The sequence below is a fragment of the Bradyrhizobium sp. ORS 285 genome (assembly GCF_900176205.1).
GTDB lineage: Bacteria > Pseudomonadota > Alphaproteobacteria > Rhizobiales > Xanthobacteraceae > Bradyrhizobium.
In genome coordinates, this window is the sequence record NZ_LT859959.1 from 3,788,090 (window position 1) to 3,814,413 (window position 26,324).

Sequence of the window (26,324 nt, forward strand, 5' to 3'; positions counted from 1 at the left end):
GCGGCGCACGGTGCAAAGCGCAATCGCCTGCACCGCGCCACCGCGAGTTTCGCCCGCCTAATAGAGGCTGCCGGTGCCCGGACGGATGATGAAGTTGCCGGCGTCAGGCTGACCGCCGCTCTGAGACGGCATCATGCGCCCGTCGGCATCGGCGACGCCGATGACCGAGTAGTTGTCCGGCGGCGCCGTGCCCGGCTTGAACGCCTCCATGATGGTACGGCCGCCATCGCCCGGGCTCGCGCGCATGCCGGTCTTGGCGTCGACGCGGACCAGCTTGATGCCGGCCGGGATCTTGAAAGGCGTGGCCGGCTTGTCGGCCAAAGCGAGCTTCATGAAGTCCTTGGCGATCGGCGCGGCCAGATGGCCACCCGTCGCGGCGTTGCCTTTGCCGAGGGGGCGCGGCTTGTCGTAGCCCATGTAGATCGCGACTGCGAGATCCGGCGAGAAGCCGACGAACCAAGCGTCCTTGGCCTCGTTGGTGGTTCCCGTCTTGCCGGCGATCGGCTTGCCGACCTCCTTGAGCACGGTCGCCGTACCGGCCTGAACCACGCCCTCGAGCATCGAGGTGATCTGGTAGGCGGTCATCGTATCGAGCACCTGCTCGCGGCGGTCGACCAGCTGCGGCTCGCTCTGGTTCTTCCAGCCATCCGGCGCGTCACAGCCGCGGCATTCGCGGGCGTCGTGCTTGAAGATGGTGTGGCCGTAGCGGTCCTGGATACGGTCGATCAGGGTCGGCTTCACCCGGCGGCCGCCATTGGCGATCATCGAATAGGCCGTAACCATGCGCATGGCGGTCGTTTCGCCGGCACCCAGCGCGTAGGACAGATAGTTCGGCAGCTCGTCATAGACGCCGAAGCGGCGCGCATATTCCGAGATCAAGGGCATACCGACGTCCTGCGCGAGCCGCACGGTCACCGTGTTCAGCGACAGCCGCAGCGCGTTGCGCAAGGTCGTAGGTCCGAGATACTTGCCGTTCGAGAAGTTGTCAGGACGCCAGACCTGACCGCCCTGCCCCTGGTCGATCTCGATCGGCGCGTCGACAACCTGGGTCGATGGCGTGTAGCCGTTGTCGAGCGCCGACGAATAGACGATCGGCTTGAACGACGATCCGGGCTGGCGGTAGGCCTGCGTGGCGCGGTTGAACTGGCTCTGGTCGAAGGAGAAGCCGCCGACCATCGCCAGCACGCGTCCGGTATTCGGGTCCATCGCGACCATGGCGCCGGAGACTTCGGGCAGCTGCTCGAGGCGATACTGGCCCTCGACCGGATTGCCCTCCTTGAACAGCGGGTCGGCATAGATCACGTCGCCCGGCTGCAGCACCTGGGCGACCGACGTCGGAACCTTGCCACGGCCGTTGCCGGTCGCCGCGCGCGCCCACTTCACGCCGTCGAGCGTGATCAGGCCGGTCTGGCGTTCCTTGCTGACGGCGCCGCCGAGCTCACGCGGCGGCTGAAAGCCGATGCGCGCCGACTGGTCGCTGGTCTCCAGCACCACGGCCATCCGCCACGGCGAGATGTCGGACAGCGACTTGATCTCGGCGAGCTTCAGGCCCCAGTCACCGGAAATGTCCAGCTTGGAGACCGGCCCGCGATAGCCCTGCTCCTGGTCATATCTGACGAGGCCGGCGACCATGGCCTTGCGCGCCATCACCTGGACCTTCGGGTCGAGCGTGGTCCGGACGGAGAGCCCACCCTCATACAGCTTCTTCTCGCCGTAGCGCTCGAAGATGTCGCGCCGCACTTCCTCGGCGAAATACTCGCCGGCGAAGATGTGCGCGCCGGTATTGCGGCTGGCGATGGTCAGCGGATCCTTGCGCGCCTTCTCGGCGTCGGCCTGCTTGATCCAGCCGTTTTCCAGCAGACGGTCGACGACGTAGTTGCGGCGCTCGATGGCGCGATCGCGGTTGCGGATCGGATGCAGGCTGCCCGGCATCTTCGGCAGCGCCGCGAGGTAGGACGCCTCGGCGACCGTGAGCTCGTTGACCGACTTGTCGAAATACACCAGCGACGCCGCAGCGATGCCATAGGCGCCGGAACCGAGATAGATCTCGTTCAGGTACAGCTCGAGGATCTTGTCCTTGGAATAGGTGCGCTCGATGCGCATCGCCAGCAGCGCTTCCTTGATCTTGCGCGCGAAGGACACCTCGTTGGTCAGCAGGAAGTTCTTGGCGACCTGCTGGGTGATGGTGGACGCGCCCTGCGGACGGCGGTTCGAGCCAAAGTTCTGCGCGTAGACGACGGCCGCACGCGCCATGCCGGTGAAGTCGATGCCGCCATGCTCGTAGAAGTTCTTGTCCTCCGCAGCGAGGAAGGCGTTGATGACGAGCTTGGGAACCGCCTGGATCGGGAGATACAGCCGACGCTCCCTGGCATATTCACCGACGAGCGAGCCATCCGCAGCGTGAACGCGCGTCATCACCGGCGGCTCGTAATCCTGCAGCTGGGAGTAGTCGGGCAGGTCCTTGGAGAAATGCCAGATCAGGCCGGCCGCTGCCGCCACACCGACCAGGAACACAACCGTACCTGCGGCGAACAGGAAGCCCAAAAACCGCACCAGAAAGCGCATCGGCGAATATCCGTTCCAACTCTTGTTCGTCTCTCGGCTCGGACACGACGCGTCTCGCAAGACGCTGCCGCAAACATCACGCGGGCGGCTGCAATGCCGCGCAACCCATGCCGGAGAACCGCACGGTCAAGCCCATCAGCGGTCAAGCCTATCACAAGTCTGCAGAGAAGGAATCCTCACCTGATTCCTGGTGCCTCGCAGCACGTTTATACGGCGGTTGCTGTGGCCAAACTAGGGCTTTGCACGGCCGGGCGCGGGCTTGTCCGGCCGCTCGGCGACGGCATTGGCCACCCGCTTGGCCAGGAACGCATCGATCGCCCGCGCCATCGCCTCCGCCGTGCGCGACCGCCATGCCTCCGACACGAGGTTCCCCATGTCGCCCTTGTTCGAGACATAACCCAGCTCGACCAGCACCGAAGGCACGTCGGGCGCCTTGAGCACCCGGAATCCCGCCGATTTCAACGGCCGCTTATGCATATGCACGGCGGTCTTCATGTCATTCATCAGCACCCGGGCGAAGCGGTTGGAAAACGTGCGGGTTTCCCGCCTCGCCAAGTCGATCAGGATGTCGGCTACGTCGGCAGGCTCCTCGGTGAGGTTGACGCCCCCGATCTGGTCGGCGCGGTTCTCCGCCTCGGCCAGCCGCTCCGCCTCGACGTCCGACGCCTTGTCCGACAACGTATAAATGGTGGCGCCCTGCGCGCTTCCTTCACCCTTCGGCAGCGCGTCGGCGTGAATCGACACGAACAGCGCGGCCGACTGCTTCTGGGCGATTCGCACGCGGTCACCGAGCGGGATGAAGGTATCATCGTCACGGGTCATCACGATGCGGTATTTACCGGCGCGTTCGAGCCGGTCGCGCAGCGCCTGGCCGAAGGCGAGCACCAGGTTCTTCTCGGGAACCTCGCCGCCCTGAGTGCCGTAGTCGATGCCGCCATGACCGGGATCGATCACGACCACAGGCCTCGTATCCGGCGGTCCGCCGGACGGGGGCGTTGCGACCGCGACGGTGGTCGGCGGCGGCCTGACGGCCGGAGGCCCTGCCGTCGCCGCGGACGACGCGGTCGAATCGGCTTGCTTGGAAGGTGATCGGCCATCGACGCCGATGGAGCGGGCAAAGGTGGCCTCGTCGACCTCCTCCAGCTCGAGCACCAGCCGGGGCGGCTGGCCGTTAGCGGCATCGAGCACCGTCGAATTGGCGATTCGGGCCGGCCCCGTGAGATCGAACACGATGCGGGAGCCGCCGGGCATCACCAGCCCGTAGCGAAACGCCTTGACCAGTCCGCGGCCGCCGCTGCCGGCGCCGGTCGGCAGGTGGAAGCTCACCTGCGGTAGATCGACAACCACGCGATAGGGATCACTCAGGGCGAAGGCGCGGAAGGGAACCGTTCGATCGAGATCGAGGACGAACCGGGTCTGTCGGGAATCACCGGCCAGCCGCGCATCGGTGGCGATCGGAAATACCGGCGCAGCGATCACGGGTTGGGGCTGGACGACCGGCGCGCTCTGGGCCTGCGCCGGGGCCGCGCATAACATTTGCGTGACGCAGAGCGCCGCGCATCCCAGCAAAGAGAAGGTGTTTGCCCGGCCAGCTGCCAATTCCATGCCTCCGCGGGACCGTCTTACCGCAACCAATCCCAGGGGTTAATCGCCTAATTTTGTTATTTTCGTTAAAGGCCACCGATTGTTGCGGTTCCGCGACGCTTCCCTTGCACCGCCTGACCATTCCTCGTATGTACGAAGGGCTGAAGGCTATTCCTTACTGCCGGTTGTGTCGCGTTCAACCTCCCGGTGAAACGCCGGAAGCTTCGTGATCGGGTTCTCAAAGTCGGGCCCTCGATCGTTGCGGAGATTCCAGCGCCTTTCCGACGCTCCCAAGTCTGCGCGCCCCCGCGCGACTGCGACGGAGAGCCGGTCACGAGCCGAGTAGCGCCTAGCGCAGGCGCCGTCTCGCAGAGACCGCACGGGCACGAGGTCAGATATGGCCAAGGTCAGACACGGCGTAGCCTAATACCACATTCCTGACGGGGTGGGTATTATTCCAGGGCAAGCGTTTCGACGCGATCTGGCCTTCGGCAAGAGACAGGCGGCACCCGCTGCCGCCCACATATTCCAGACGGGCCGACGCTTGATGCGCCAAACTGAGTTGCCAACCATGACCAGCGGACGATCCGCGCCGATGCGGGGCCAGACCCCCGCCCGGCCAGTCGCCCCGCCGGCATCAGGGTTGGCGCGGCGCCAGACGCGTTTAGGCCTTCCCCTCACCCCCGAATCAGGTGGACCGTCGCGTCATCCGACAGCGCGCCACGCGCTCGCGGCCAACCGCGTCCGTCGCCTCCAAGAGTTCCAATATGCCCAACAAGATGTTGATCGATGCTACCCACCCGGAAGAGACCCGGGTGGTTGTCGTCCGCGGCAACCGCGTCGAGGAATTTGATTTCGAAACTGCCCAGCGCAAGCAACTCCGCGGCAACATCTACCTGGCGAAGGTCACCCGCGTTGAGCCTTCGCTCCAGGCCGCTTTCGTCGAGTACGGCGGCAACCGCCATGGCTTCCTGGCCTTCAGCGAAATCCACCCCGACTACTACCAGATCCCGGTCGCCGACCGGCAGGCGCTGATCGAGGCCGAGGAGCGCGCCCACCGCGAAGCCGAAGAGGAGAGCGAGAACCGCTCCAATCGCCGGCGCAACCGCCACCGCAGCTCGCGGCGCCGCGGCAGCGGCGAGCGGGTGCAGAGCGAGATCGTGGAGGCGGTGGACGGCGATCAGGCCGTTCACGCCGAAGGCCACGAGGCCGACCACGAGGCGCATGAGCATCACGCTTACGCGCAGGATGATCATACGGATCAGCCGCACGCCGAAGCCGGCGAGCACGACGAGACACACGACGAGGCCCATGGCTTCTCCGAGGCGCCGCTGAGCGCCCCCGCGCACGATGACGCGGCCGACGCGCATCAGGGAGCGGCGGAGCCGTCGCACGACCATGCCGACGACCATCATGATGCGGTCGCTGCGCACGCGCCGGCGGAACCCGCCGCCGCTGCTGAGCAACCGGCCGTGGAAGCCGCAGAGACCGCGGCTGCCTCGATCAACGACGCCCCCGCCGAAGCCTCCGCGCCCGCCGCTGAGGTCGCTGAGGCAGACGACGATCATGAGACCCACGCTCATGACGAGCATGATCGTGAGCACGATCATCATGACCATGACGAGCATGACCATGACGATGACGTCGCTCCGGTCGGCGAGCATGAGGGCGAGGGCGTCACGATCGTCCCGGGTGACGAGAACGGCGCCGAGCCGGTCTCCGACGAGCATGAGGACGACGACGAGGAGATCGAGGAAGAGGTCGTCGAATCCGTCGGCGGCGACGACGTGCTCGAGGAGGTGCCGGAGCGCACCTTCCGTCCGCGTCGCCAGTACAAGATCCAGGAAGTCATCAAGCGCCGCCAGGTGATGCTGGTGCAGGTCGTGAAGGAAGAGCGCGGCAACAAGGGCGCTGCTCTGACGACGTATCTGTCGCTGGCCGGCCGCTACGCTGTCTTGATGCCCAACACCGCCCGCGGCGGCGGCATCAGCCGCAAGATCACCTCGGCGCAGGATCGTTCGCGCCTGAAGGAAGTGGTGCAGGACCTCGACGTGCCCGAAGGCATGGGCGTCATCCTGCGCACCGCCGGCGCCAACCGCACCAAGCCCGAGATCAAGCGCGACTTCGAATATTTGCTGCGTCTGTGGGAAACCGTCCGCGACATGACGCTGAAGTCGCAGGCCCCGACCCTCGTCTATGAGGAAGGCTCGCTGATCAAGCGCTCGCTGCGCGATCTCTACAACAAGGAGATCGACGAGATCCTGGTGGCCGGCGAAGCCGGCTATCGCGAGGCGCACGACTTCATGAAGATGCTGATGCCGACCAACGTCCGGGCGGTGAAGCAGTATCGTGACGGCCAGCCTCTGTTCTCGCGCATGGGCGTCGAGAGCCAGCTCGATGCGATGTTCTCGCCGACCGTGCAGCTGCGCTCCGGCGGCTATATCGTCATCAACCAGACCGAGGCGCTGGTCTCGATCGACGTGAACTCCGGCCGCGCGACGCGCGAGCATCACATCGAGGACACGGCGCTCAAGACGAACATGGAGGCCGCCGAGGAAGTGGCGCGTCAGCTGCGGCTGCGCGACCTCGCCGGCCTGATCGTCATCGACTTCATCGACATGGACGAGAAGCGGAACAACCGCTCCGTCGAGCGCAAGCTGTCGGACTGCCTGCGGCAGGATCGCGCGCGTATCCAGGTCGGCCGCATCTCGCATTTCGGCCTCTTGGAGATGTCGCGTCAGCGCATCCGCGCCAGCGTGCTGGAGAGCTCGACCGAGCCGTGCGCGCATTGCGGCGGCACCGGCCATGTGCGCTCCGTCTCGTCGGTCGCGCTGCAACTGCTGCGCAGCCTGGAAGAGGCGCTGATGAAGGGCGCGACCCACAATCTCGTGGTCCGCACCCGCACCGAGGTGGCGCTGTATGTGCTCAACCATAAGCGCGGCCATCTGCGCGACCTCGAGAACGGCTTCAAGGTCTCGCTCGCCGTCATCGCCGATCCGAGCGTGAGCGGCCAGCAATCCTTCATCATCGATCGCGGCGAACAGGTGCATACGCTCGAGGCGGCCAAGGCGCTGCTCGTGGCGCAGGCCTCCGCGCCACCGCTGGTGGCCGAGGAGATCTACGACGAGGACGAAGCGTTCGACGTCGAGACCGAATCCGAGGTCGAGACCGAGGAAACCGAAGGCCTGTCCGAAGACGCGACTGAGGGCAGCGCCGGTGAGGGTGAACGCGACGGCCAGCGCCGCAAGCGGCGTCGACGCCGCCGCGGCCGGGGCAGCGAAGCCCGCGAGGGTGCGCTTCCGGAAGGCACCGTCGCAGCACCGAACGCCGAGCCGGGCTTTGCTGGCGAGCAGGCTGTCGAGGAATCCGATGCCGAGGATGACGAGAGCGAGGAGCAGCCCGCTTTCGCCCAAGGCGAGCAGACCGATCAGCCCGGCGGCGAGCGGCGTCCTCGCCGGCGCGGACGCCGCGGTGGCCGCCGCCGTCGTGGTGGCGCCGAGGATGGTCTCGCGGCTTCGATCGGTGATGAACTCGCGCCGGCCTCGGCCTCAGAGGTTGAAGCCGCGGTCGCCGACTTCGACGGCAATGGCGCGCCCCATCACGAGGACGAGCCAGCCGAGCATGCGGCGCCGGTCCATGCCGCGGCCGTCGTTGAGGTCGATGAGCCCGCTGCTGCGACACCGGCGGCTCAAGCCCCTGCCCCCGCGGTCCATGAGACCGAGGCTCCGAAAGCTGAAGCTGCGAAGACCGAGGCTCCCAAGGCTGAGTCCGAGAAGACCCCGCGGCGCTCGACCGTGCGCGAGAAGGTCAGCTTCGTGACCGAGCCCAAGCCGGAGAGCACGGCTACGGCGTTGAACGTTGCCGAGAGCAACCCGGCCGCTCCGGCAGCCGAGACGGCACCGTCCGAGCCGGTCGCAACCGAACCGGCGGCCACGGACGGCACAACGCCTGCAGCCCCGCGCCGGGCCGGCTGGTGGTCGCGTCGCTTTGGTGGCGGGCAGTAAGCCGTCCGCCGGTTTCAGACACTTTCATGCAAAACGCCCGGCCAGACGGCCGGGCGTTTTCGTTTGAGCTTGGTTCTGTTTCGGCTTGACGTTGATGCCGGACGACTCAGCCGGTCGTGACCGCCGTCTCGACATCGGACGGGTCGATCTGCTGGTTGAGCCGCTTCTGCAGCAGGTCGTGATCGAGCTCGCCTTCCCACCACGACACGAACACCGCGGCGATGCCGTTGCCGGTGATGTTGGTGAGCGCGCGCACCTCGCTCATGAACTTGTCGATCGAGAACACGATCGCCATGCCCGGCACCAGCGCGGGATTGACCACCGACAGGGTCGCGGCCAGCGTGATGAAGCCGGCGCCGGTGACGCCGCTGGCGCCTTTCGACGTCAGCATCGCCACGACCAGGATGGTGACCTGCTGGCCGAACGAGAGGTCGACGCCGAGCGCCTGCGAGATGAACAGCGTCGCCAACGTCATGTAGATGTTGGTGCCGTCGAGATTGAAGGAGTAGCCGGTCGGCACGACCAGACCGACCACCGGCTTGGAGCAGCCGAGCCGCTCCAGCTTCTCCATCAGCTGCGGCAGCGCGCTTTCCGAGGAGCTCGTGCCGAGCACGATCAACAGCTCGTCCTTGATGTAGGCGATGAACTTGAAGATGCTGAAGCCGATGAAGCGCGCGACCAGGCCGAGCACGATCACGACGAACAGGCCGGCCGTGATGTAGAACAGCGCGATCAGACCGATCAGATTGCCGAGCGCCGCCGGACCGTATTTGCCGATCGTAAAGGCCATGGCGCCGAACGCGCCGACCGGGGCCGCCTTCATCACGATGGCGATGACGCCGAAGACCGCGTGTGCGGTATCGTCGATCACGTCCCGCAGCCGGTGGCCGCGCTCCCCCAGCGCCATCAGCGCGAAGCCGAACAGGATCGCGAACAGCAGCACCTGCAGGATGTCGCCGCGCGCCAGCGCGCCGACCACGCTGTCGGGAATGATGTTCAGCACGAAGTCGACCGACTTCTGCGCTTCCGCTTGCTTGACGTAATTGGCAACCGCGGCGGCATCGGGCTTGGCGGCCAGACCATGGCCAAGCGGGGCCAGGTTACCGACGATCAGGCCCAGCACCAGCGCGAAGGTCGAGACGATCTCGAAATACACCAGCGCCTTCACGCCGACGCGGCCGACCTTGCTGGCATTCTGGATGTGGGCGATGCCGGACACCACGGTGCAGAAGATGATCGGCGCGATCACCATCTTGATCAGCTTGATGAAGCCGTCGCCGAGCGCCTTGATCCAATCATTGGTGGCGAAGTTCGGGAACAGCCAGCCGACCAGGACCCCGATCACGATCGCGATCAGCACCTGGATGTAGAGAATGCTGTACCAGGGTTTGCTGCCCGCTTGTGAAGGGACGCCGCGCGTCCCGGTTTCCGTCGCTGCCGCCATCGGCCTCATCCACCTTCGTCTGTCGGGCCTCGACTGTCCCAGCCCTTGCCACGCGCACCTCAGACAAATTGTCGCGGCCGAGTCAATGACGACGAAGGATGGTGGCGCCGGGCGCTAGCCCAGCCAGCGCGCGATCCGGGCCACGGCTTCCCGCATATCCTCAGCCGAACGTGCATAGGAGAAGCGCATGAAGCTACGGCCGTGGATCGGATCGAAGTCCACGCCCGGCGTCGCCGCGACATGCGTCTCTTCCAGCATGCGCTTGGCAAACTCCAGGCTGTCGGAGGTAAAGTCGGAGACGTCGGCGTAAAGGTAGAAGGCGCCATCAGCCGGAAGAAACCGGGTCAGGCCAGCCTTCGGGAATCCCTCGATCAGGATGCGGCGGTTCTCCTGATAGCCGTGCTTGATGGCTTCCATCTCGGTGCGACCGTCGAACGCGGCCTCCGCCGCGATCTGCGACAAGGTCGGAACGGAGATTGCGAGGTTCTGCTGCAAGCGCTCGATCGGACGAACCAGCGCGTCCGGCACCACCATCCAGCCGATGCGCCAGCCGGTCATGCAGAAGTATTTCGAGAACGAGTTGATGATCAGCGCATCGCGCGACAGCTCCGCCGCCGTCACCGCCGGAAACGCGTAGTCGAGCCCATGATAGATCTCGTCGGAGATGAAGCGGATGCCGGCGTCGCGCGCGGCCGCGATGACACCGCCGAGCGCGTCGCGCGACATCATCGTCCCCGTCGGATTGGCCGGGCTCGCCACCAACACGCCCTTGAGCGGCGTCTTGCGATGCGCTGCGAGCAGCGCCTCGCCGGTCAGCGCATGGCGATTCTCCGCCGTGGTCTCGATCAGCACCGGCTCGCAACCCAGCGCCGTCAGGATGTGGCGATACGGCGGATAGCCGGGAACGGTGACCGCAACGCGATCGCCGGGCTCGAACATCGCGAGGAATGCCAGGATGAAACCGGCCGAGGATCCCGTGGTGATCACGATCCGCGCCGGATCGATCTCGCAGGCATGCGTCTCGCGATAATGCCGCGCGATCCGCTGCCGCAGCGACGACAGGCCGAGCGCTGACGTATAATCGATGCGGGCCTGGTCGAGCGCGGCATGGGCGGCCGCAATCGCGGTGCGCGGCGCCGGCGCGGCCGGCTGGCCAACCTCCATGTGAATGACATGGCCTCCGCCCGCCTCGATCCGCTCGGCCGCGGCCATCACGTCCATCACCATGAACGGCGGAACATTGCTGCGCGCGGACGGCGCGGTCAGGTTGGCGAGCCGCTGTTCCAATGTCGGTATCACTGTCGCATCCACCATGGATATCTGCTATTGACGCCGCCTGTTCGGACCCGCTCTCTCGACCGGCCGGCATGAGGACCATGGCATGATTGGGCCTCATTCGCCGCAGATGAGCCGCATTCCGCAGTTTGGTGGGCAATAGCCCGTATCGAGCCTCGCGCCAATTGCAAAGATCGACCGATGTTGCTCCCAATCGTGCTTCGCAAGAAATTGTCCGGCGGGCTGGCCGCGATCCTCGCGGCTGCCATGGCGCTCGGACCGGTTGCGCCGGCTTCGGCGCAGCAGGGCAAGGGACCGCCGATCCTGCGCGATACCGAAACCGAGGTGCTGCTGCGTGAATACACGCGGCCGATCCTGCGCGCCGCCGGGCTCGAGAAGCAGAACATCCAGATGGTCATCATCAACGACAGCTCGTTCAACGCGTTCGTCGCGGACGGCCGTCGCATCTTCGTCAATTACGGCGCGATCATGCAGTCGGAGAATCCGAACCAGCTGATTGGCGTGCTCGCGCACGAGACCGGCCATCTCGCCGGCGGCCACCTTGCCAAGCTGCGCCAGCAGCTCGCCACCGCACAGACGCAGATGATCATCGCCACCATTCTCGGCGCCGGCGCGCTCGCCATGGGCGCCTCCCGCGGCGGCGGCAATGGCGGCCTTGCCAATGCCGGCGCCGCGACGCTGTCGGCGCCGGGCGAGGTGATCCGCCGCTCGCTGCTGTCCTATCAGCGCCAGCAGGAGGAGAACGCCGACCGCGCCGGCGTCAAATTCCTCACCGCCACGGCGCAATCGCCGAAGGGCATGTACGAGACCTTCAAGCGCTTCACCAATGAGAGCCTCTTCGCGGCGCGCGGTTCGGACCCCTACCTGCAATCGCACCCGATGCCGGCCGACCGCGTCGAGGCGCTGGAAGGCCTGGCGCGCCAGTCGCCCTATTGGGACAAGAAGGACGACGCGTCGTTGCAGATGCGCCATGACATGGTCCGAGCCAAGATCTCGGCCTTCATGGAGCGGCCCGACACGGTGGCGCGGCGCTATCCGCTGTCCGACAACAGCCTGCCGGCGCGCTATGCGCGGGCGATCTCCACCTATCTCCACGGCGACCTGCGCAGTGCGCTGACCCAGATCGACGCCCTGATCCAGGTGCAGCCCAACAACCCCTATTTCCACGAGGTTCGCGGCCAGGCCCTGCTCGAAGGCGGCCGTCCGACCGAGGCGATCGCACCGCTGCGCAAGGCGGTGCAGCTGTCCAATAACGCGCCGCTCATCGAGATGTTACTTGGCCAGGCCTTGGTGGCGTCGGAGAACAAGGCCTACACGGAAGAGGCGATCTCGATCCTGCGCGCGGCGGTGGCGCGCGAATCCGAAGCGCCGATCGGCTACGCCCAGCTCGCGATGGCCTACGGCCGCAAGGGCGACTATGCCGAGGCCGACCTCGCCTCGGCCCAGGCGGCCTTCCTTCGGGGCGACAACAAGACCGCCCGCGAGCTTGCATCGCGGGCCAAGACCCGCTTCGCGGTGGGTTCGCCGGGTTGGGTGAAGGCAGACGACATCGTCGCTTCCAAGCCGCTTTCGAGCCAGTAGAACGACCGATTTGCTGCTAACATCACGCCAAGATTACCAAGATACCGCTCACAGCCTTCGACAAAGGACCCGATCATTTTGACCCAGAGGACCTCCTTCATGCCGTCATTCCGCACGCTCCTCCCCGCGGCGCTGCTCGCGCTCTCGCTCTGCGGCGCCCCGCAGGTGGCGTCGGCTGAGAGCTTTTCCGACAGCCAGCGCGGCGAGATCGAGACCATCGTCAGGAACTACCTGGTCGCGCATCCCGAGGTGCTCGAGGAGGCGATGGCCGAGCTGCAGAAGCGGCAGACCGCGGCCGAGGCGGCCAAGCACGAGGCTGGCATCGCCAAGAATGCCGACACCATCTTCAACTCGCCGCGCGGCGTCGTGCTCGGCAACAAGGACGGCGACGTCACCTTCGTCGAGTTCTTCGATTACAATTGCGGCTACTGCAAGCGCGCGATGACCGACATGATGGAGCTGATGAAGAGCGACCCGAAGCTGAAGGTCGTGCTCAAGGAATTCCCCGTGCTGAGCCAGGGCTCGGTCGAAGCCGCGCAGGTCGCCGTCGCCGTGCGCATGCAGGCGCCGCAGAAATATCTCGACTTCCACCAGAAGCTGCTCGGCGGCCGCGGCCAGGCCGACAAGGCCCACGCGCTCGCCGTGGCGAAGGATCTCGGGCTGGACATGGCTCGGGTCGAAAAGGACATGGCGAGCCCCGAGGCAAAGGCGACAATCGAAGAGAATTTCAAGCTCGCCGAGGAGATGGGCATGAACGGCACGCCCAGCTACGTGATCGGCAAGCAGGTCGTGATCGGCGCCGTCGGCGTCGAGGGCTTGCGCGAGAAGATCAGCACCGCGCGCTGCGGCAAGGCGAGCTGCTGAGCCGCGCAGCACGGGATGCAAACGAAAGGCCGGCTGGATCAGCCGGCCTTTTTTTGTTTTTGGATGTGAGCCGCTGGCGCGTGTTCAGGCCGTCAGCTTCATGCCGAGCCGGGTCCGCAGCGCCTCACGGATGTGATTGCGCGCGATCGCCTCGGCACGGTCGGGATCGCGTGCCGCGATCGACTCGATCAGCTCGCCGTGCTCGATGGCAGCCGTAGACGGACGCCCCTCCGCGGCAAACGTCGTGGTGCCAAGCAGCGAAATCGCGACATGCATGTCGGCCAGTGCGGCATCGAGATAACGATTGCGCGCCGCCCGCTGCATCGCGCCATGCATCAGCCGGTTCAGCCGCGCGAGCTCGGCTGCGTCACCGGCTGCGGCGACGAAGCGCGCGTGAATATCGCGGAGCGCCGCGATCTCGGCTGGCGCGGCGTATTGCGCGGCGAGCCGGGCCGCCGCTCCTTCGAGGATCTCCCGCATAGCATAGAGCTCGAGAACCTCGCTCGGATCGAGGCTGCGCACGATCAGGCCGCGACCACCGGCCGGCTGCACCCAGCCTTTCGCCATCAACCTCCCGAACGCTTCCCGGACCGGCGTGCGGCTGACGTTCAGCCGCTGGGCGACCTCGTCCTCGCGCAGCCGGTCTCCCGAACGATAGACGCCGTTCTCAAGAGCCTCGCACAGCGCGCGGAACACCGCCTCGCCGAGGGAGACGTTGTCGCGGTCGATCGTGAGCGTGGGTGCAACGCTGGCCATGGCTGGCACTGTCTCACAGCCGCGAGGCGAGGAAAAGGTCCATTGCATATTTTTGTATACGATAGTATACGATATTCAGCGGAGCGCCGCAGGTTTCCTGGTGCCGCCGTGCCCGACTCCGGAGAGATCGCGTCATGACGACCGATGGCGACATCGCCGACCATCCCAAAACCTACGACGTCGTGGTCGTCGGCGGCGGCAACGCGGCGCTGTGTGCCGCCATTTCGGCGCGGCGCGCCGGTGCCTCGGTCGTCGTTCTCGAAGCGGCCACAAAATTCTATCGCGGCGGCAACACGCGCCACACCCGCAACATGCGCTGCGCCCACGACGCGGCGACGGCGACCTTGAGCGGCCCCTACACCGAGGACGAGTTTTGGGACGATCTGCTGCGCGTCACCGAGGGCCAGACCAATGAGCAGCTGGCGCGGATGATGATCCGCGAGTCCAAGGACATGCTCGACTGGATCGTCGAACAGGGCGTCCGCTTCCAGCCCTCCCTCGGCGGCACGCTGAGCCTCGGACGCACCAACTCGTTCTTCCTCGGCGGCGGCCGCGCGATGCTCAATGCACTGTATCTGACCGCGGAGCGTCTCGGCGTCGACGTGCTTTACGAGGCCGAGGTGGTGGCGCTCGACATCGAGGAGGACCGTTTCCGCGCTGCCATCGTGCAGCAGCCTAACGGCAGGGTCCGCATCCGCGGCAAGGCGCTGGTCGCCGCGGCCGGCGGATTCGAATCCAACATCGACAAATTGGTCAAGGGCTGGGGCGAGATCGCGCGCAACTTCCTGATCCGCGGCACGCCCAACAATCGCGGCACGGTGCTGGACATGCTGCTGGGCGCCGGCGTCGACAGCATCGGCGATCCGACGCAATGTCATGCGGTCGCGATCGATGCGCGCGCACCGAAATATGACGGCGGCATCATCACGCGGCTCGACTGCGTCGTGTTCGGCATCGTCGTCAACAAGCGCGCGGAGCGCTTCTACGACGAGGGCGAGGACGTCTGGCCGAAGCGCTACGCCATCTGGGGCCGGCTGGTCGCCGCGCAGCCGGACCAGATCGCCTACATCATCTTCGATGCCAAATCGGCCAATCTGTTCATGCCCTCGCTTTACCCTGCGATCCAGGCCAACAGCATCGCCGAGCTCGCCGCCAAGCTCGAGCTCGATCCCGCCAAGCTCTCGGCTACCGTTGCGGAGTTCAATGCCGCGGTGCGCGACGGCAGCTTCAATCCCGACATTCTCGACGATTGCCGGACCGAAAACCTGACGCCGCCGAAATCGCATTGGGCGCGACGCATCGAGACGGGCCCGTACTACGCCTACCCTGTCAGGCCCGGCATCACATTCACCTATCTCGGCGTCCGCGTGGATCACGAGGCCCGAATGATGATGAGACGAGGCGGACGCGCCGACAACATGTACGCGGCCGGCGAGATCATGGCCGGCAACGTGCTCCGACGCGGCTACGCCGCCGGCATCGGCATGACCATCGGCAGCGTGTTCGGACGCATCGCGGGCCAGGGAGCAGCACGACATGCAGCAGCACGACATGCAGCGCAGTGAGGCGTTGGCCGAGGCGGATCGGCTGATGACGATCTGCAATTCCTGCCGCTATTGCGAGGGGCTCTGCGCCGTGTTTCCAGCGATGGAGATGCGCCGAGCGTTCAACGGCGGCGATCTCAACTACCTTGCCAACCTCTGCCATTCCTGCGGCGCCTGCTATATCGACTGCCAGTTCTCTCCGCCGCACGAATTCGACGTGCGCGTGCCCGCGGTGCTCGCTCGCGTCCGGCATGAGAGCTACGCGGACTACGCCTGGCCGCGCGCGCTCGCGCCGATGTTCAAACGCAACGGGCTTGCGATCGCGCTCACCGTGGTGTTGAGCATCGCCGTCTTCATCCTCGGCTTCGTCGCCTTCAACGATCCGGCCGCGTTGCTGCAAAGCCGGCATGGCCCCGGATCGTTCTATGCGCTGATGCCGCACAACACGATGGCGCTGGTGTTCGGCGCAGCGTTCCTGTGGGCGATGATCGCCTTCATCAAGGGTATCAGCGCCTTCTGGACCGATATCGGCGACCCGCAGGCGACGCTCACCCAGGCGCGTCCCTTCCTGCGCGCCGTGCGCGACGCCGGCAGCCTGCGCTATCTCGATGGCGGCGGCGTCGGCTGCTACAACGAGGACGAGAAGCCTGATGACAACAGGCGCTTCTATCATCATCTCACGTTCTACGGCTTCCTGCTCTGCTTTGCCTCCACCAGCGTCGCGACGCTTTATCATTACCTCCTGCATCGCGAGGCGCCCTACCCGCTGTGGGATCTGCCGGTGGTGCTCGGCACGCTCGGCGGCCTTGGCATCGTGATCGGTCCGCTCGGACTCTATGTCGCGAAGTCCAAGCGCGAGCCGGCGATGACGGATGGCGGCAGCCGCGGCATGGATGTCGCGTTCCTGGCCATGCTTGTTCTGACCGGTGTGACCGGCCTCGCTCTCCTGCTGTTGCGCGAGACGAGCGCGATGGGCCTGTTGCTGGCGCTGCATCTCGGCGCGGTGTTCGCGCTGTTCATCACCATGCCCTACGGCAAGTTCGTGCACGGCCTCTATCGTTTCCTGGCGCTGGTCCGCTACGCACGCGAGCGCCACACGTCGGCCGTGTAGTTTGCCGGAACAACACGATGGCACGCCGAACCCGCTGATTGTCATGCTGCATTCATGACTCTGAGCATCCGTTCATAAAGTTGCGATCTGCGACATTTTTTCGGAACGATCGGAGCCGTGCGGAACGACTCCAACCTCCTGCCGTTGTCGGCGCGGGCAGTGCCAATACGAGGAGGATCGAGGATGACTAATCGCTTGATGGTATCAGTTGCTGCAATCGCGCTCCTGGCGGGTGCGAGTTTTGCTCATGCGCAGGGCACCGGTGGTGCGGGCGGCGCGGGCGGCCAATCCGGCGGCGCGGCGGCGCAGAGCGGTGCGACCGGTGGTGCTGCCGGCGGCGCATCGAGCGGTGGCATGAACGCCCCCGGCGGCACGATGCATCGCGACAGCGCCTCGCCTTCAGCCGGCGGCCCCTCGGACATGCGCTCGAGCCAGTCTGAGCAGAAGTCCGGTGCGACGAAGGGTCAGCACGCCGAGGACAACATGAAGGGACCGGCCACCAAGGGTGCCAGCTCCGAGAGCGACACCAAGGGCGGCAAGAACATGAAGGCCGAGAGCCGCGACAGCAAAACTGGCAATAGCGCTGCGGAGAACCGCGACAGCAAGACCGGCACCAGCACCAACGCCGAAACCAAGACCGGCGGCGATCGCTCGCAGACCACCACCGGCCAGGCTGGCGCCAGCGCCAAGCTGACCACCGAGCAGCGCACGAAGATCACCAGCGTGATCCGCAGCCAGCGGGTCGAGCCGGTGACCAACGTCAACTTCAACATCTCGGTCGGCACCCGGGTGCCGCGCGAGGTCCACTTCCATCCGCTCCCGGCCGAGGTGGTGACGGTTTATCCGGAATGGCGCGGATATGACTTCATCCTGGTTCGTGAGCAGATCGTGGTGATCGACCCTCGGACCTACGAGATCGTCGCAGTTCTCGACACCTGATCCCCGACCAGGCAGGTGACGGGACCAGGGGCGGGCAGCAATGCCCGCCCCTTTCTGCTGCCCGATCACACGCAGCGCGTGCAACACGGCGACCGTGGTGGTTAATGAGCCATTTCCGAGACTTGGCCAGGGTTTTTCGTGTGACGGACAAGCCGTCCTATCCCCATAAGCGGCGCTGAAAGGCTTCCCCTGGACGGCTTTGTTACCTATAACGCCGCCCACCGCCGCCACACCGCCGGAATGGGAATGGCCGAAGACGCAAACAAGACGATCTATGTGCTCCATGGACCCAGCACCGATCTATCGGGAACGTGCGAGCCGCAGACATCCGGCCTGACCACGCTGGCCGACGTCGAGCGTCTGTGTGCGGACACGGCGGCCCGTTTCGGGCTGACAAGCCAATGCCGGCGGTCGGACCACGAAGAAGGGTTGGTGCAGTCGATCCATGAGGCCCGCGCCCGAGCCGTGGCCGGCATCGTCCTGAATACCGGCACATACTCCCGTACCTCAGTCGCCCTGCACGATGTGCTGGTACGGAGCAACATCCCCATGGTCGCGGTGCGGATCGGCAACACTTGTGGCCGCGACAGCTTCCGGCACCACACTTTCACCGCCAAAGCCGCGTTTGCGTCAATTTCTGGCTTTGGGGTCGACGGCTACCGACTCGCCATCACCGGCCTTGCTGCAAAGCTTGGAGCGAAGGCCGCCCCACAGACCGACCTCTCGGCGCAAGCCTGACGTCCCCTCACCCAACGTTTCTGGATCACGATCATGGCGCCTCAGCCCGACGACAAGACCACGGCCAAGTCTGAAGACAGCCAGCTCATTCGCGAGTTGGCCGCGCTGCTGGATGAAACCAGCCTGACCGAGATCGAGCTGGAGCGCGCCGGCCTGCGCATCCGCGTCGCCCGCAATGTCACGATTGCGGCCGCCGTGCCATCGGCCGTTCCGATGGCGGCTTCCGCGGTTCCCTTGGTCGCCGCCGCCACGGCGGCCGCTGCCGGCGCCGATCTGTCCAAGCATCCCGGCGTCGTGCCCTCGCCGATGGTCGGCACCGCCTATTGGGCGCCGGAGCCCGGCGCCAAGCCGTTCGTCGAAGTCGGCTCCAAGGTCTCGGTCGGCCAGACCCTGATGATCATCGAGGCGATGAAGACGATGAACCAGATTCCGTCGCCGCGCGCCGGCACGGTGACGCAGATCCTGGTCGAGGACGGCCAGCCGGTGGAATTCGGCGAGCCGCTCGTGATCATTGAATAATTGCGACTAGCCCAATGGCGAATAGCGAATAGCTGTCCGTTCCCTGTTCGCTACTCCCACTTCGCTACTCGCGTCCGAGGCACCATGTTCGACAAGATCCTCATCGCCAACCGTGGCGAAATCGCCCTTCGCATCCTCCGGGCCTGCAAGGAGCTCGGCATCTCCACGGTGGCGGTGCATTCCACGGCCGACGCCGACGCGATGCATGTGCGCCTGGCCGACGAGAGCGTGTGCATCGGACCGCCGCAATCGAAGGACAGCTATCTCAACATCCCCGCCCTGCTCGCGGCGTGCGAGATCACCGGCGCCGACGCGGTGCATCCCGGCTATGGCTTCCTGTCAGAGAATGCGCGCTTTGCCGAAATCCTCGGTGAGCACAATCTGCATTTCATTGGACCGAAGGCCGAGCACATCCGCCTGATGGGCGACAAGATCGAGGCCAAGAAGACCGCCAAGCGCCTCGGCATTCCCGTCGTGCCCGGCTCCGACGGCGCCGTGACGCCCGACCAGGATGCGATGGCAATCGCCAAGGAGATCGGCTTCCCGGTGCTGGTCAAGGCAGCCGCCGGTGGCGGCGGCCGCGGCATGAAGGTCGCCCACACCGAGGCCGACCTGCAGCTGGCGCTGACCACCGCAGCCAACGAGGCCAAGTCGGCGTTCGGCGATGCCTCGGTCTATCTCGAGAAGTATCTGCAGAAGCCGCGCCACATCGAGATCCAGGTGCTCGGTGACGGCCGCGGCGGCGCCATCCATCTCGGCGAGCGCGACTGCTCGCTGCAGCGCCGCCACCAGAAGGTCTGGGAGGAAGGCCCCTCCCCGGTGCTCGACGCGACGGCACGCGCGAAGATCGGCAACACCGTCGCCAAGGCGATGCAGGAGCTGAAATATATCGGCGTCGGCACCATCGAATTCCTCTACGAGGATGGCGAGTTCTATTTCATCGAAATGAACACCCGCATCCAGGTCGAGCATCCCGTCACCGAGATGATCACCGGGATCGATCTCGTGCTCGAGCAGATCCGCATCGCCGCCGGCGGCGACCTGCCGATGACCCAGGACCAGGTCGTGATCAACGGCCACTCGATCGAGTGCCGCGTCAACGCCGAGAACCCGGTCAGCTTCCGGCCGTCGCCCGGCAAGATCCAGCAGTATCATCCGCCAGGCGGCCTCGGCGTCCGCATCGATTCCGCGGTCTATCAGGGCTACGTCATCCCCCCTTATTACGACTCGCTGGTCGGCAAGCTGATCGTCCACGGCAAGAGCCGGGTCGAGTGCCTGATGCGGCTGCGCCGGGCGCTGGACGAAATGGTGGTCGACGGTATCGAGACCACGCTGCCGCTGTTCCGGGCCCTGGTCCGCGAGCCCGCGATCATCGACGGCGACTATCACATCCATTGGCTCGAGCAGTATCTCGCCGGCCAGAAGGCGGACTGAGCAGTTTTCGTTCAGAAAACCACACCCGAGGCGGAACCATCTGGGCGCCACCGCGTTTTGCTGGGTCGGCGCAGTTCCGCCAGGGGGCAGTGATTATCAAAGACGTGCGAGTGTGAAGTGGCGCCTGAGGTGAGACGAAGGCGCACACTGGGCCAGGTCCTGCTGTTGTCAGCGGGATTTCTGGTGCTGGTCGCCGTCAGCACGGCGTCGGTTCTGCTGGTCAACAAGGCGCGCAGCGACAGCGCCTGGGTGGTACACACCGTCGAGGCCGAAAACCAGATCAACGCCTTGCTGCTCGAGGTCCGGCGCGCCGAGAGCGCGGCCAGAGCCTACCTGCTCACCCAGGGACAGGAGTTCCTGAACGACCATGAGGCGGCGGTCGCGGCGATCGGTCCGGTGCTCGACAAGCTCAACACCCTGGTGGCGGACAACCCTGCACAGGTTGGGAATCTCGCTCAACTGCGCAGCGTCATCGAGACGCGGCTGTCGCAGTTCGACCGCGAAAAACAGCTGGTTGCGCGCGGCGATCTCGCCGCCGCGATCGCTCTTGTCCGCGACGCCGGCTCGACCATGAGCAGCAAGACGATGCGCGAGACTGCAGAGGCGATGCGTCTGGAGGAGGAGCGCCTGCTGGCGCTACGTACGGCCAACGCGGATGCGAGCCAGCGGCTCGCGGCGATCGTCACCATCACCGGCTCAGCGCTCGTCGTGGTGCTCGCGGTCATTTCAGTGCTGCTGGTGCGGCGCTCGACCCGCGCGCGCAACGACGCCGAGGCGCAGCTGCGCGAGAGCAATCTCAACCTTGAGTCCACCGTGGACGAGCGCACCGCCGATCTGCGCGAGGCCAATGAGGAGATCCAGCGCTTCGCCTATATCGTCAGCCATGACCTGCGCTCGCCGCTGGTCAACATCATGGGTTTCACCAGCGAGCTCGAGGAGTTGCGCAACGACATCTTCCGGCGCATCGCGAGCTTGGCGCGCGCCGTCTCGGCCGCTCCGCCGCCCCCCGAGGGCGCCGAGCCGGAGCTCCAGGGCGCCGACAAGCAGCTGTCGGAGGACTTCTCCGAGGCGCTCGGCTTCATCAAGTCGTCGATTGCCAAGATGGACCGGCTGATCAGCGCGATCCTCAACCTCACCCGCGAAGGCCGCCGCGAGTTCGTCCCGGTCCGCATCGACACCCGCGAGCTGATCGAGCAGATCGTCTCGACGCTGGCGCATCAGGCGGAAGAGGCCCAGACCACGATCCACGTCGAGCCGCTGCCCCCTATCGTCAGCGACCGTCTGGCGCTGGAGCAGATCTTCTCGAATCTGATCGACAATGCGATCAAGTACATGAAACCGGGCGTGCCCGGCGACATCAGGATCCGCGCCAGGACCAAGCTGGGCTTCGCGATCTTCGAGGTCGCAGATAACGGCCGGGGGATTGATCCGCGGGATCACCAGCGTATCTTTGATCTGTTCCGCCGCGCCGGGACCCAGGACCGTCCGGGTCAGGGGATCGGATTGGCGCATGTGCGCGCCCTGGTGCGCCGACTCGGGGGAACCATGTCGGTCGCGTCGGAGCTCGACCAGGGCAGCACGTTCACGATAACGCTCCCGATCAACTGGAACGTCTCAAACCGGAACTCAGACCGATGACCATGCCCGTGACCATCATCATGATCGAGGACGACGAGGGCCACGCCCGGCTGATCGAGCGGAACATCCGCCGTTCCGGCGTCAACAACGAGATCAAGCCGTTCACCAACGGTACAGACGCGGTGAAATATCTGTTGGGCGCTGACGGCAGCGGCCTCGATCACAAGGGCCACGCCCTGCTCATCCTGCTCGACCTGAACCTGCCGGACATGACCGGCATCGACATCCTCAAGATGGTCAAGCAGAACAGCTACCTGAAGAGCGCCCCGGTGGTGATTCTGACCACCACGGACGACTCCCAGGAGATCAAGCGTTGCTACGAGCTCGGCTGCAACGTCTACATCACCAAGCCCGTCAACTACGAGAGCTTCGCCAACGCCATTCGCCAGCTCGGACTGTTCTTCTCCGTCATCCAGGTTCCGCCCGCCGCATGAGCTCCCCAGCCCCGACGCTGCTGTACATCGAGGACGACGCGGCGCTGGCGCGGCTGGTCGAGCGCGGCCTGAAGCGTCTCGGCTTGGCGGTAGAGCACGCGCCCGACGGCAGCGCGGGCCTCGAGCGGCTGCAGCGTGGCGGCATCGACGTGGTTGCGCTCGACCAGCACATGCCGGGGCTCGACGGGCTGGAGACGCTGGAGCGCATCATGGCGCTGCCGGACCCGCCGCCGGTCGTGTTCGTCACGGCGTCGCAGGATTCCAAGATTGCGGTCACCGCGCTGAAGGCCGGCGCCGCCGACTATCTCGTCAAGGACGTCCAGGGCGAGTTCATCCCGCTCCTGCAGGTCGCCGCCGAGGGCGCGTTGCGGCAGGCGCGGCTGCAGCGGGCGCGCGACGAGGCCGAGGCCGAAGTGCGCGCCTCGCGCGACCGCTTCGCGGCGCTGGCGGCCGAGCGCGAGGTGCTGCTGCGCGAGGTCAATCATCGCGTCGGCAACTCGCTGCAGATCATCGCCTCGCTGCTGCATCTGCAGGCCAATTCGAGCACGCAGGACGACGTCAAGGCGGCGCTGACCAACGCGATGGGCCGCGTCGCCGCCGTGGCCCAGGTGCACCGCCGGCTCTATACGTCACAGGACCTCAAGAGCGTGATGCTCAACCAGTACCTGGACTCGTTGCTCGACGATCTCCGCCGCTCCGCCGAAGGCAACCGGATGTCGCGGCTGACGCTGAAGGCGGAGCCGGTGGAAATCGATCCCGACCGCGCGGTCGCGATCGGCATCGTCGTCAACGAGCTGGTGATGAACGCCGTCAAATACGCCTACCCCGACGGCCCCGGCCCGATCCATGTCGAGCTGAAGCTCCAGGGCAACGACATCGTGCTGTCGATCGCCGACAATGGCGTTGGCCTCAACGCGACCAGCGATCCGCGCTCGACCGGCATGGGCCAGCGCATCGTCAGCGCGATGGCCACCAAGCTCGACGCGACGGTGGAGCCCGATCCGAGCCACGACGGCACGAAGATCGTGGTCCGCTTCCGTCTCCACAAGGATGTTCCGAAGCCAGCCGCTGCCGCTGTGGGCTGATTGGGAACGGCGGGCAGGACCCATCGCGCGCGGGCCCGCATCCTGCTAGACTGATCGGATGAATTCGCGCGACTCCGCAGCGTCCGAGATCACGCCCGAGGTTCTGCTGCGTGCCTATGCCTGCGGCATCTTCCCGATGGCCGAAAGCGCCGACGACCCCTCGCTGTTCTGGGTCGAGCCGGAGCTGCGTGGCGTCATCCCGCTCGAGGGCTTTCGCGTAGCGTCGCGGCTCGCACGCACGGTGCGCTCCGATGCCTTCACCGTGACCGTGAATCAGGCCTTCAAGGCGGTGATGGATGGTTGCGCCGAGCCGCAGCCGGGGCGCGAGGATACCTGGATCAACCGGCGCATCCGCGAACTCTATAGCGGGCTCTATGCGATGGGCCATTGCCACAGCGTCGAGTGCTGGCAGGAAGGCGAGCTGGTCGGCGGACTGTATGGCGTCAGCCTGGGGCGCGCCTTCTTCGGCGAGAGCATGTTCCACCGCACCCGCGACGCCTCCAAGGTGGCGCTCGTGCATCTGGTGGCCCGGCTGATCGCCGGCGGCTTCGAGCTGCTCGACACCCAATACGTGACCGAGCATCTCAAGACCTTCGGCGCGGTCGAGATCCCGCGCCGACGCTATACCGTGCTGCTCGAAAAGGCGATCACCGGCCCCGCCGCGAACTTCGTCCGGCTTCCGATCGACCGGCCGATCAGCGGTGCCGAGGCGCTCGGCATCATTGCCGAGCGCGGCTGAACGTCTCTACCGGAACACGCCGCCGAACGGCCCACCAGCCTGTGGGGGCGGCGGCGGTGGCGGCGGCACCTGCTGGGTCTGGTACTGCGGCGGCGGACCGGGCGGACGCGGCGCGGCCTGCTTCTGCTGCGGCGGACGCTTCTGCGCGGGTTGCGGCTGCGCCGCCGGCTTCTGATCGGGCGCGGCGCTCACGACCGTGTTCTGCGGCTCTTTGCAGTCGACCAGCCAGATGTCGTAGATCGGGTGCTCGACGCCGTGCAGGCCTGGGCTCGCGGCGAACATCCAGCCCGAGAAGATCCGCTTCACCTCGCCCTGCAAGGTGATCTCATCGACCTGCACGAAGGCATCGGTATTGGCGGCCTCGGTGGCGGGCCGGGTGTAGCAGGCGTCGGTCTTCACCCGGAGCGCGCCGAACTGCACGGTCTCGCCGATCTCCTCGTCGAAATTGATGATGCGCCCGGTGATCTTGTCGAGGCCGGAGAAGCTCGCCTTCTTGTTCACGATCTTCTGCGCCGGCGGCTCGGTCACCACCTCGTCGCCGGGCTGAATGGTCGCCGGTGTCTGCGGCACCGCGCCGTTCGGCGGGATGGCGGCATTCTGGGGCGCACCGCGCGGCGGCGCCGGCCGCTGGCCGGGCTGAGCCGGCGCAGCACCGGGCTGGCCAGGCGGCGCGACCGCGACCGGGGGATTGTTCTGCGGCAGGACCGTCGTTCCGGGCGGCGGCGCCAGCGGCTGCGATTGGACTGGGCCCGGCAAGGCAGCACCCTGCCCCGGCGGCGGACGGGTGGGCGCCGGCAGCACGCGGCCTTGCGGCAGCTCCGGAATTTCCTCCTCCTCGTCGGGCGGCGGCGGCGGCATCGGCTCTCCGCGACGCGGAATGTTGCCCGGCGGACGCGGCACGGGATCAGAGAAAATGGTCCCGATCTGGGCGCGTGCGGGCACGGCCAGCGCGAGGGATGTGGCGGCCAGGAATGCCGCGATACCGGTCAGGACGATTGTTCGGTGCATCTCGCGCGGCTTTATCAGGCGAATCGGGGTTCGGGACAATCAAATCGCGTCATGACCCATCCGCCGCTCTCGATCAGCCCTCCCGTTAACATGCCGAATACGGCGGGGAAAGGGCGACTTACCAGCGCACCGCGAGGTGGCCATCCGGTTCATCCAATGAGATAGTCGCATGATCAGAAGATAGCGTGAAACCAACACGCGACAAGGCCGCGGCCACGCCGCCGTGGCGCACGGGAGAAACACATGGCTGATTCGATCAGGCTCGATGGCCGGGTCGCCGTCGTCACCGGCGCGGCCGGGGTGATCGGCGCTGCGACCATGCAGTTGCTGGCGGCACGCGGCGCCCGCATCGTCGCCGTCGACCGGCGCGAGCAGGACCTGAATGAAGCCACGCGCACCCTGCCCGCCGGCACCGAGGCGCTTGCCATCTCCGCCGATGTCACCGACGAAGCTGAGGTCGCAGCCTACGTGCGTAAGGCCTGCGACCGCTTCGGCACGATCGACGTGTTCTTCAACAATGCCGGTATCGAGGGCGAGATCAAATCGATTACGGACTATCCGCTCGACGCGTTCCGCCGTGTGCTCGACGTCAACGTCACCGGTGTGTTCCTCGGCCTCAAGCACGTGCTGCCGGTGATGCTGAAGCAGAACCGCGGCTCGATCATCAACACCGCCTCGATCGCCGGACTGATCGGCTCGCCGCAGATCGCCGTCTACAGTGCGAGCAAGCATGCCGTCATCGGCCTGACCAAGAGCGCATCGTGGGAATGCACCGGCACCAATGTGCGCGTGAACTGCATCTGTCCCGGACTGATCGACAGCCGCATGCTGAGCGCCATCATCGAAGGCCGCAGCGGCGCCCCCGTGCCCGTCGACAAGGTCGTCGACCGCGTGCCTGCTCGCCGGCTCGGCCAGGGCTCGGAGGTCGCGGCCATCGTCGCCTTCCTCGCCTCCGACGATGCGAGCTACGTCTCCGGCGCAGCCTACACCGTCGACGGCGGCCGCACCGCCGCCTGAAAAAGCTTTCACATCAACCCGCTC

20 protein-coding genes are annotated in these 26,324 nt (G+C 66.1%); 14 read left to right on the top strand and 6 right to left on the bottom strand.

From position 1 onward, the window contains the following. Positions 1–57 precede the first annotated feature (57 nt). On the bottom strand, positions 58–2,565 hold the full coding sequence (locus tag BRAD285_RS17010) for a penicillin-binding protein 1A (RefSeq protein WP_006614850.1): 2,508 nt from the start codon (positions 2,563–2,565) through the stop codon (positions 58–60). A 231-nt stretch (positions 2,566–2,796) separates the two neighbouring features. After that, the gene (locus tag BRAD285_RS17015) at positions 2,797–4,101 is read right to left on the bottom strand and encodes an N-acetylmuramoyl-L-alanine amidase (RefSeq protein ID WP_050886968.1); all 1,305 of its coding nucleotides are present in this window, start codon (positions 4,099–4,101) and stop codon (positions 2,797–2,799) included. Between the two features lie 815 nt (positions 4,102–4,916). On the opposite strand from BRAD285_RS17015, the gene BRAD285_RS17020 reads away from it, so the two are divergent. Further along, the gene (locus tag BRAD285_RS17020; RefSeq protein WP_006614852.1) at positions 4,917–8,153 is read left to right on the top strand and encodes a ribonuclease E/G; all 3,237 of its coding nucleotides are present in this window, start codon (positions 4,917–4,919) and stop codon (positions 8,151–8,153) included. 106 nt (positions 8,154–8,259) lie between these two features. On the opposite strand, the gene dctA is transcribed toward BRAD285_RS17020, so the two are convergent. After that, positions 8,260–9,597, bottom strand: coding sequence for a C4-dicarboxylate transporter DctA (gene dctA, locus BRAD285_RS17025; RefSeq protein ID WP_006614853.1), 1,338 nt, complete (start codon positions 9,595–9,597; stop codon positions 8,260–8,262). Between the two features lie 114 nt (positions 9,598–9,711). Then, positions 9,712–10,911, bottom strand: coding sequence for a pyridoxal phosphate-dependent aminotransferase (locus tag BRAD285_RS17030; RefSeq protein WP_006614854.1), 1,200 nt, complete (start codon positions 10,909–10,911; stop codon positions 9,712–9,714). Positions 10,912–11,073: 162 nt separating this feature from the next. Here BRAD285_RS17030 and BRAD285_RS17035 point away from each other — a divergent pair, with 162 nt between their 5' ends. Together BRAD285_RS17035 and BRAD285_RS17040 are read left to right on the top strand one after the other, a co-directional pair. Next, complete coding sequence (locus tag BRAD285_RS17035) at positions 11,074–12,474, top strand: M48 family metalloprotease (protein WP_006614855.1); 1,401 nt, start codon at positions 11,074–11,076, stop codon at positions 12,472–12,474. A 99-nt stretch (positions 12,475–12,573) separates the two neighbouring features. Beyond that, positions 12,574–13,338: a DsbA family protein gene (locus BRAD285_RS17040; protein ID WP_035648460.1), complete on the top strand. Its 765-nt coding sequence runs from the start codon at positions 12,574–12,576 to the stop codon at positions 13,336–13,338. An 84-nt stretch (positions 13,339–13,422) separates the two neighbouring features. Here the strand turns inward: BRAD285_RS17040 and BRAD285_RS17045 are convergent, their stop codons facing one another. Further along, a complete protein-coding gene (locus BRAD285_RS17045; protein WP_035648462.1) occupies positions 13,423–14,094 on the bottom strand; it encodes a GntR family transcriptional regulator in 672 nt (223 codons plus the stop codon). A 134-nt stretch (positions 14,095–14,228) separates the two neighbouring features. Here BRAD285_RS17045 and tcuA point away from each other — a divergent pair, with 134 nt between their 5' ends. The 10 genes from tcuA to aat all read left to right on the top strand — a co-directional run bounded on the left by tcuA (position 14,229) and on the right by aat (position 24,275). After that, on the top strand, positions 14,229–15,659 hold the full coding sequence (gene tcuA / locus BRAD285_RS17050; protein ID WP_006614858.1) for an FAD-dependent tricarballylate dehydrogenase TcuA: 1,431 nt from the start codon (positions 14,229–14,231) through the stop codon (positions 15,657–15,659). Then, entirely contained in the window at positions 15,646–16,749 is a 1,104-nt protein-coding gene (tcuB, locus tag BRAD285_RS17055) for a tricarballylate utilization 4Fe-4S protein TcuB (protein WP_006614859.1), read from the top strand. The genes tcuA and tcuB overlap by 14 nt, the downstream gene beginning before the upstream one ends. A gap of 183 nt (positions 16,750–16,932) precedes the next feature. Then, positions 16,933–17,688 carry a DUF1236 domain-containing protein gene (locus tag BRAD285_RS17060; RefSeq protein WP_035648464.1) on the top strand — a complete coding sequence of 252 codons (756 nt, stop codon included), beginning with the start codon at positions 16,933–16,935 and terminating at the stop codon, positions 17,686–17,688. A gap of 240 nt (positions 17,689–17,928) precedes the next feature. After that, positions 17,929–18,426: a type II 3-dehydroquinate dehydratase gene (locus tag BRAD285_RS17065; protein WP_006614861.1), complete on the top strand. Its 498-nt coding sequence runs from the start codon at positions 17,929–17,931 to the stop codon at positions 18,424–18,426. A gap of 33 nt (positions 18,427–18,459) precedes the next feature. Continuing rightward, positions 18,460–18,945, top strand: coding sequence for an acetyl-CoA carboxylase biotin carboxyl carrier protein (accB, locus tag BRAD285_RS17070; protein WP_006614862.1), 486 nt, complete (start codon positions 18,460–18,462; stop codon positions 18,943–18,945). A gap of 84 nt (positions 18,946–19,029) precedes the next feature. Continuing rightward, a complete protein-coding gene (gene accC / locus BRAD285_RS17075; protein ID WP_006614863.1) occupies positions 19,030–20,379 on the top strand; it encodes an acetyl-CoA carboxylase biotin carboxylase subunit in 1,350 nt (449 codons plus the stop codon). A gap of 117 nt (positions 20,380–20,496) precedes the next feature. Beyond that, entirely contained in the window at positions 20,497–22,017 is a 1,521-nt protein-coding gene (locus tag BRAD285_RS17080) for a CHASE3 domain-containing protein (protein WP_006614864.1), read from the top strand. Next, positions 22,014–22,451: a response regulator gene (locus tag BRAD285_RS17085; RefSeq protein WP_006614865.1), complete on the top strand. Its 438-nt coding sequence runs from the start codon at positions 22,014–22,016 to the stop codon at positions 22,449–22,451. The genes BRAD285_RS17080 and BRAD285_RS17085 overlap by 4 nt, the downstream gene beginning before the upstream one ends. Continuing rightward, entirely contained in the window at positions 22,448–23,536 is a 1,089-nt protein-coding gene (locus BRAD285_RS17090; RefSeq protein WP_006614866.1) for a sensor histidine kinase, read from the top strand. Before BRAD285_RS17085 ends, BRAD285_RS17090 begins: the two co-directional genes overlap by 4 nt. 58 nt (positions 23,537–23,594) lie before the next feature. Next, positions 23,595–24,275, top strand: a complete 681-nt coding sequence (gene aat / locus BRAD285_RS17095) for a leucyl/phenylalanyl-tRNA--protein transferase (RefSeq protein WP_006614867.1) — start codon at positions 23,595–23,597, stop codon at positions 24,273–24,275. 6 nt (positions 24,276–24,281) lie between these two features. On the opposite strand, the gene BRAD285_RS17100 is transcribed toward aat, so the two are convergent. Continuing rightward, complete coding sequence (locus tag BRAD285_RS17100) at positions 24,282–25,283, bottom strand: DUF2155 domain-containing protein (protein WP_035648470.1); 1,002 nt, start codon at positions 25,281–25,283, stop codon at positions 24,282–24,284. Between the two features lie 243 nt (positions 25,284–25,526). Here BRAD285_RS17100 and BRAD285_RS17105 point away from each other — a divergent pair, with 243 nt between their 5' ends. Then, entirely contained in the window at positions 25,527–26,300 is a 774-nt protein-coding gene (locus BRAD285_RS17105) for an SDR family NAD(P)-dependent oxidoreductase (RefSeq protein WP_006614869.1), read from the top strand. Positions 26,301–26,324 lie beyond the last annotated feature (24 nt).